Source organism: Planktosalinus sp. (assembly GCF_059864935.1).
Genome location: NZ_JCBCCK010000137.1, coordinates 1 through 6,511 on the forward strand (window position 1 = coordinate 1; position 6,511 = coordinate 6,511).

A 6,511-nucleotide genomic window follows, 5' to 3' on the forward strand; every position below is an offset into this window, starting at 1 on the left:
TGCTTGTTCTTCCATGTTTTCGTCAGCTTTCTTTTCAGTATCTCTGCAAGAAGTTACTGCAAAAGTGAAAACCAAAGCCAATACGCTTAGAAATATTTTTTTCATCTCAAAAAAGTTTAATTGGTTATTAATACACAAAGTTATTATTATTTTCGAAAAAATTAACAAATTCAAAAACTTTATTGTTAACATGATTCATCAACAAATCTAAAATAAATCCATCAATAGTTGGATTATTTCCAAATTATAATTAGTTTTATTCAATAAATTATTGTCCTATGAAAACGGAAACACCTGTTGAAGCCATCCGATTTAAAAACTTACGTGAAGAACTGCGATACACCCAGCAAAATTTTGCTGAATTGCTTGAAATTCCCACAACCACTGCCGATATTGAACGCGGTAAATCTAAAATTTCTGGGAAAGTAGTTGTGGCATTGATGAAAAAATTTCAAATCAATCCGTTGTGGCTCTATGGCGAAAGCAAAGATAAATACCTTAAAAAGGCTGAAAGTGTTACTGTTTTTCCGAAAGTAATTACTTTAAACTCACAAACGACTGATAATATACTGCTTGTCAATGAAAAAGCTGCAGCCGGCTACCCACAAAACATTCAGGACCCCAGCTGGTATGAACAATTGCCGGCATTTGATTTGCCTTTACCTCAATTCAGAAATGCTACTTACCGTGGTTTTCAGGTGGAAGGAGACAGTATGTTGCCACGCATCCGACCCGGCGACTGGGTGATTGGGAGAGCAGTGTCCTCAATTGAAGAAGTGATGGACAACAGCGTGTATGTAGTTGTTTTGGCAGATTCAATTTTAGTCAAGAAAATCCTGAAAATTCAAGGAAAAAATAAAATCAGGCTGATTTCGTTTAACGAGAGCTACCTCCCCGTGGAAGTCAATTTTTATGAAATACAGGAACTGTGGCTGGTCAACAGCAAGCTCACTTTTGGTGTTGAAAGTACTGAAGAAAGCAGTCTTTTAAAGGAACTTAAGGAGTCCATGAAAGAATTAAAAAATCAGCTAAAAAGAATAAACTAGTGCAAACCTAAGCCTACACTAGTTTATACCTGCACTAATATAAAAAATAAGTGCAATTAATTGTCGTCGCCAATTTTGTCGATGGTTTTGTCAATTTCCTTATTAACTTCTGAATCTACTTTTTCACCTGCGCGCTCAAGTGCTCCCTTGGACTCTTCTTTTTCAATATGTACTTCTTTTGTAACTTCTTTTGTTGTTGTTTCTCTACAAGAAGTAAAAGCAGTAAGGGTGATTGTTAAGATGCTTAACATTAAAACAATTCGTTTCATAACTTGATTATTTTTGATTAGACTGTAAAATTAAGGAATTAAAAGATTGGAAATTATTAAAAATTCACAAAATTGGTTAAATAATTTAAAATGTTATCAGTTGCGCCGGTATGATTTTGGATAAAATGCCCATTGATCATCCCGGTTTTTTCACGGAAGTTTTTATCCTTCAATAATTTGTCGAAAGTAATATTCAATTCGTTTTTATCTGATATCGAAAACAGTCCAGCCCGGCTTTGCAAAGCCTTTGCTTCAGGGAAATTGCCAAAGTTTTTGCCAATCACTATTGGAACGCCAAAAGTGGCTGCTTCCAAAATATTGTGCAGTCCGGTAGTGCCCATTCCGCCACCCACATAAGCCACATCGGCATAGCTGTATACCTTTTTTAAGAGGCCGATGGTGTCGAGTACAAACACATCAAACTCATTCAAATTTTTACCTTCTATTTCAGAAAATCGGATAACCTTCTTTTCAATTTGTTTGACGAAATTTTCAATTTCATCAGCTTTCAGATTGTGGGGAGCTATCACAAATTTGATGTTTTCAGAATCATTAATGTATTCAATCAAAACGGCTTCATCTTCCGGCCAGGTGCTTCCGGCTACTACGCATATTTTGTCGCCTTTAAAATTTTCGATACAATCGACGGTGTTGTCAACTTCAATTTGTTTGGAAACACGGTCATAGCGTGTGTCGCCACTCACACTAACTTGATTTATGGAAATGGATTCCAAAAGTGTTTTTGATTTTTCGTCCTGAACAAAAATGTGGGTAAACGTTTTTAGAACTTTACGCATCCAGAAACCGTGGGGCTTAAAAAAAACTTGTTTTTTTCTAAAAAGCGCCGAAATCAAAAAACATGGAACATTTCTTTTGTTCAGTTCCAACAAATAGTTGGGCCAGAATTCATACTTGACAAAAACAGCTATCCCGGGCTTAACCAAATCCAGGAACTTGTTGACATTACTATTTGTGTCCAGTGGAAGGTACACCGTGATATCGCCAATCGAACTGTTTTTTTTGTTTTCATAACCCGAAGGCGAAAAAAATGTCACTACCAGTTTATGATTGGGGTATTTTTTTTTCAAAGCTTCCATCACCGGAAGTCCTTGTTCATATTCACCCAGAGAGGCGCAATGAAACCAAATGGATTTATCAGTTGGGCTAAGCTGGGATTGCAGCGTTTGGAATACCGTTTTTCTTCCGTTCACAAATAGTTTCATTTTAGCTGAAAACAGCGTGCTTACAGGTAAAACCGCTTGGAAAGCACTTGTCAATGTAGAATACAAAAACCGCATAGTTTAAAATCTCCTGCTAAAATACGTTACTTTAAAGAATTACATTGTTTCCGGTATTGAAATTTCCTATTTTTGTTGTCCTACCTTATTTATAAACTATGAAGAAATTACAAATGGTTGACCTCAAGGGTCAATATGAAGGAATTAAAGAACAAGTCCAAAACTCAATCAACGAAGTCCTTGAAAATAACGCTTATGTCAACGGGCCCCAGGTACACAGCTTTCAAAAAGAACTGGAAGATTATCTGGGCGTAAAACACGTGATCCCCTGTGCTAACGGCACAGACGCACTTCAAATTGCAATGATGGGCCTCAATTTAAAACCCGGCGACGAAGTCATCACAGCCGATTTTACCTTTGCCGCCACGGTAGAGGTGATTGCTTTGTTGCAATTGGCCCCGGTGTTGGTAGATGTGTATCCGGATAATTTTAATATTGATATAGAAGCCATAGAAAAAGCCATTACCCCAAAAACAAAAGCCATTGTTCCCGTGCATTTGTTTGGGCAATGTGCCAATATGGACGCCATTATGGCTGTCGCCGAAAAGCATAATCTTTATGTCATCGAGGACAATGCACAAGCCATTGGCGCCAATTATACCTTTAAAAACGGAAGCAAAAAGAAAGCCGGAACGATTGGTCATGTGGGTGCTACTTCTTTTTTTCCATCCAAAAACTTAGGATGCTATGGTGATGGCGGGGCTATTTTTACCAATGACGATGATTTGGCACACACCCTGCGCGGCATTGTCAATCACGGCATGTATGAACGCTACTACCACGATGTGGTGGGTGTGAATTCGCGATTGGATTCTATACAAGCGGCAGTATTGCGGGCTAAATTGCCTAAACTTAATGAATATAACAAAGCCCGTCAGGAGGCGGCCAGAAAATATACCGCAGCATTGAAAGACCATCCGGCGATTGAAACCCCGGTGACAGTAACCAATGTAGATTGTTCAAAAACAAACGGCATTTGCGACACCTGCGATTGTCATGTGTTTCATCAATACACCATAAAAATCACCAATGGGAAAAGGGATGAATTGGCAAAACACCTTCAGGAAAAAGGAATTCCACATGGGATTTATTATCCCATACCTTTGCACAGTCAAAAGGCTTATAAAGACAGTCGTTATAACGAAGCCGATTTTCCGGTGACCAACCAATTGGTGAAGGAAGTTATTTCATTGCCAATGCATACAGAGTTAGATGATGAGCAGATTGGGTTTATTACAAATACTATAATAGAATTTTTAAAATAAACTATTCCCCCTCCTTTGGAGGGGGCTAGGGGGAGGACTATGAAAATACTGGTTACAGGAGGTTTAGGGTACATCGGTTCGCATACGGCAGTTGCGTTGCAACAAGCCGGTTTTGAAGTATTGATTGTGGACAATATGTCCAATTCGTCCATTGATGTTTTGGAGGGGATTGCAAATATTACAGACATCACTCCTCAATTCAAATATCTGGACTTACGCGATAAAAACGAGGTGCATCAATATTTTAAATCACACAAGGACATTGATGGGATCATCCATTTTGCGGCTTCCAAAGCGGTGGGTGAAAGTGTGGAAAATCCATTGTTGTATTATGAAAACAACCTGAATACCTTGGTGTATTTGCTTCAGGAGTGCAATCAAAACAATATTCAAAATTTTATTTTCAGTTCGTCTTGTACCGTTTATGGTGAACCCGATAGTTTGCCGATTACCGAAGACGCTCCTATAAAGGTGGCCAATTCGCCTTACGGGAACACCAAGCAAATCAGTGAGGAAATCATTTTTGACACCACAAAAGTATCTGACTTAAAAGCCATTGCGCTTCGGTATTTTAACCCTATTGGTGCCCATGAATCTTGTGAAATAGGGGAGTTGCCCCTTGGGGTTCCTCAGAACTTGGTGCCGTTTATCACGCAAACTGCCATTGGATTATGCGAACAGCTTTCCGTTTTCGGAAATGATTATCCCACTGAAGACGGTAGCTGCATTCGTGATTACATACACGTGATGGATTTGGCAGAGGCGCATGTGGTGGCCTTGCAACGCCTGCTTAAAAAAAACAACCAAACTGCCTTTGAAGTGTTCAACGTGGGAACCGGAAAAGGTTCCTCAGTCTTTGAAGTGATACAGGCTTTTGAAAAAGTAAGCGGAAAATCACTCAACTACAAAGTGGTTGACCGCCGACCGGGTGATGTGATAGCTGTTTATGCTGATACTACCAAAGCCAACAAAGAGCTGGGCTGGAAATCTAAACGTGATTTGGAGGAAGCGTTAAGTTCTGCTTGGAAGTGGGAGCAGCAGGTGCGGAGGGATAAATAATTAACCATACTTCCCATCAGTAATACCCGCTTTCCGAAGTGTCCTCACTTCGGAGCAACACAATTTTTATTAACCGTCCAAAACAATCTCTGCATCTCTTGATGCTGCTCCTGTGCTTAAATAACAGCCACAATACTTTTGGAATTTAGCTAACGCACAGTTCGGCCGGTGGCCTCGGGTGGTGCTTGTTTTTTTCTATTCAAATCTCGCTGCATCTGTCACAGCATCTTTATGGATTTTTTTGACCAGTCCTTGCAGCACATTCCCGGGGCCGACTTCGATGAATTTGGTGGCGCCGTCGCTGACCATGTTTTGCACGCTTTGCGTCCATTTTACCGGAGCCGTTAGTTGGAAGATGAGGTTTTCTTTGATTTTCTCAGGGTCTGTTACGGCAAAAGTGCTTACGTTTTGATAGACCGGGCACATGGGGGTTGCAAAAGGCGTGTTTTCAATGGCTTTGGCGAGTTCCTCACGGGCGGGTTCCATCAACGGGGAGTGGAAGGCGCCGCCAACAGGCAACAACAACGCCCGTCTGGCACCTCGTTCTTTGAGTCGTTCGCAGGCTTCTTCCACGGCTTTTACTTCTCCTGAAATCACCAGTTGGCCGGGGCAGTTGTAGTTCGCAGCTACCACCACGCCGTCCACATCAGCACAAACGGCTTCCACAATGTGGTCTTCGAGCCCCAGTACAGCTGCCATGGTGGAGGGCTGCATTTCGCAGGCTTTTTGCATGGCTTGTGCGCGTTTGGAAACCAACAACAAGGCGTCTTCAAACTTTAAACATTTATTGGCAACAAGCGCTGAAAATTCTCCCAACGAGTGTCCTGCCACCATATCAGGTTTAAAACTTTCGCCCAGCACTTCGGCGAGTATCACCGAATGCAAAAAAATAGCCGGCTGGGTGACTTTGGTTTCCTTGAGTTCGTTGGCAGTGCCTTCAAACATGATTTTGGTGATGTCAAAACCAAGGATTTCATTGGCTTGCTGAAAGCGTTTTTTAGCGACTTCTGAGTGGTCGTAAAGGTCTTTGCCCATTCCGGTAAATTGGGCACCTTGACCGGGGAAGATGTATGCGTTCATGGTGTTTTGTTATTTGTGAATGGTGTATTAGTTATTGGTGTTTTACAAAAGTAGAAAATATTTTAGGAATACTTCCTTATGATGGTGTTTACCTGATTGTAGTAGCCACTTCCGAAAAGGTTGAGGTGTACGAGCAGGTAGTAGAGCTGCCATAAGTCAGTTCGGGTTTTCCAGTTTTTTGTAAGAGGGTAAGCATCATTGTAAGCGTTAAACAATTCATCAGAAAACCCGCCGAAGAGCTGCATCATGGCGAGGTCCATTTCGCGTGAAGCGAAACAGACTGCTGGGTCAATCAGGCAGGGATTACCCGAATTATCCACCAAATAATTGCCGTTCCATAAGTCGCCGTGAATAAGTGCAGGGGGTTCATCGGGGATTTCGTTTTGGATGTTTTTGTAAAAAAGAGCGATGTTTTTGAAAACGAACCCGTTTTGGGCTGCGAGATGCAATTGGGGTTTTAATCTTTTCTTTATATAAAATTCAACGGAATGGGT

The 6,511-nt window shown here is 41.0% G+C and carries 7 protein-coding genes; 3 read left to right on the top strand and 4 right to left on the bottom strand.

Features of this window, described 5'->3' with window-relative positions:
• Positions 1 to 278: 278 nt before the first annotated feature.
• Complete coding sequence (locus AC6F75_RS05795; RefSeq protein WP_500714006.1) at positions 279 to 1,046, top strand: S24 family peptidase; 768 nt, start codon at positions 279 to 281, stop codon at positions 1,044 to 1,046.
• A gap of 56 nt (positions 1,047 to 1,102) precedes the next feature.
• Here the strand turns inward: AC6F75_RS05795 and AC6F75_RS05800 are convergent, their stop codons facing one another.
• Both AC6F75_RS05800 and AC6F75_RS05805 read right to left on the bottom strand, forming a co-directional pair.
• On the bottom strand, positions 1,103 to 1,315 hold the full coding sequence (locus tag AC6F75_RS05800) for a hypothetical protein (protein WP_500714007.1): 213 nt from the start codon (positions 1,313 to 1,315) through the stop codon (positions 1,103 to 1,105).
• Positions 1,316 to 1,371: 56 nt separating this feature from the next.
• Positions 1,372 to 2,613: a glycosyltransferase N-terminal domain-containing protein gene (locus AC6F75_RS05805; RefSeq protein ID WP_500714008.1), complete on the bottom strand. Its 1,242-nt coding sequence runs from the start codon at positions 2,611 to 2,613 to the stop codon at positions 1,372 to 1,374.
• Positions 2,614 to 2,711: 98 nt separating this feature from the next.
• On the opposite strand from AC6F75_RS05805, the gene AC6F75_RS05810 reads away from it, so the two are divergent.
• Positions 2,712 to 3,878, top strand: coding sequence for an aminotransferase class I/II-fold pyridoxal phosphate-dependent enzyme (locus tag AC6F75_RS05810; protein WP_500714009.1), 1,167 nt, complete (start codon positions 2,712 to 2,714; stop codon positions 3,876 to 3,878).
• Positions 3,879 to 3,917: 39 nt separating this feature from the next.
• On the top strand, positions 3,918 to 4,937 hold the full coding sequence (gene galE, locus AC6F75_RS05815) for a UDP-glucose 4-epimerase GalE (RefSeq protein WP_500714010.1): 1,020 nt from the start codon (positions 3,918 to 3,920) through the stop codon (positions 4,935 to 4,937).
• Between the two features lie 195 nt (positions 4,938 to 5,132).
• On the opposite strand, the gene fabD is transcribed toward galE, so the two are convergent.
• The gene (gene fabD, locus AC6F75_RS05820) at positions 5,133 to 6,017 is read right to left on the bottom strand and encodes an ACP S-malonyltransferase (RefSeq protein ID WP_500714011.1); all 885 of its coding nucleotides are present in this window, start codon (positions 6,015 to 6,017) and stop codon (positions 5,133 to 5,135) included.
• A gap of 62 nt (positions 6,018 to 6,079) precedes the next feature.
• Positions 6,080 to 6,511 (bottom strand): fructosamine kinase family protein (locus tag AC6F75_RS05825; protein ID WP_500714012.1); only part of this gene is annotated, 432 nt, incomplete at its 5' end.

What these genes read in the sequence shown, in the direction of transcription:
- AC6F75_RS05800 (WP_500714007.1), bottom strand. Translation starts at nt 1,315, where the DNA reads ATGAAACGAATTGTTTTAATGTTAAGCATCTTAACAATCACCCTTACT.
- AC6F75_RS05805 (WP_500714008.1), bottom strand. Translation starts at nt 2,613, where the DNA reads ATGCGGTTTTTGTATTCTACATTGACAAGTGCTTTCCAAGCGGTTTTA.
- AC6F75_RS05810 (WP_500714009.1), top strand. Translation starts at nt 2,712, where the DNA reads ATGAAGAAATTACAAATGGTTGACCTCAAGGGTCAATATGAAGGAATT.
- AC6F75_RS05795 (WP_500714006.1), top strand. Translation starts at nt 279, where the DNA reads ATGAAAACGGAAACACCTGTTGAAGCCATCCGATTTAAAAACTTACGT.
- galE (WP_500714010.1), top strand. Translation starts at nt 3,918, where the DNA reads ATGAAAATACTGGTTACAGGAGGTTTAGGGTACATCGGTTCGCATACG.
- fabD (WP_500714011.1), bottom strand. Translation starts at nt 6,017, where the DNA reads ATGAACGCATACATCTTCCCCGGTCAAGGTGCCCAATTTACCGGAATG.